Here is a 331-nt window from a genome sequence, read left to right as displayed (position 1 = left end):
GACCCACAACACTCGCCGACGCATCCGCCGCCAACGCAGCATCCAACACACGATGGCTCACATGCACCGTCGTCTCCGTGATGCCGTACATGTTCACCAACGTCGGCGCAGAGTCACCGCGGCGGCCGTACCAATCCGACAAGCGACGCAGCTCGAGCGCCTCGCCACCGAAAACAACCCACCGCAACGACAACTCGGCGGCCTGACCGGATTCCGACGCCAACCGATCAGCCTCAGCCAACTGATAGAACGCCGACGGCGTCTGATTGAGCACCGTCACCCGCTCAGCAGCAAGCAACTCCAAGAACTGCTCCGGCGACCGCGACGTCAC

General features: G+C 63.4%; 1 protein-coding gene. It reads right to left on the bottom strand.

What is annotated here, in order from left to right; all coding sequences use genetic code 11:
* On the bottom strand, nt 1-331 hold a 331-nt coding region (locus tag G8767_RS36690; protein ID WP_166814309.1), incomplete at both ends, for an AMP-binding protein.

Origin of the sequence: Rhodococcus sp. IC4_135 (assembly GCF_011602025.1) — a bacterium.
Taxonomy (GTDB): domain Bacteria; phylum Actinomycetota; class Actinomycetes; order Mycobacteriales; family Mycobacteriaceae; genus Rhodococcus_F; species Rhodococcus_F baikonurensis.
Note: the sequence above shows the minus strand (reverse complement) of the source record. Positions and strands in the feature narration are given on the sequence as shown.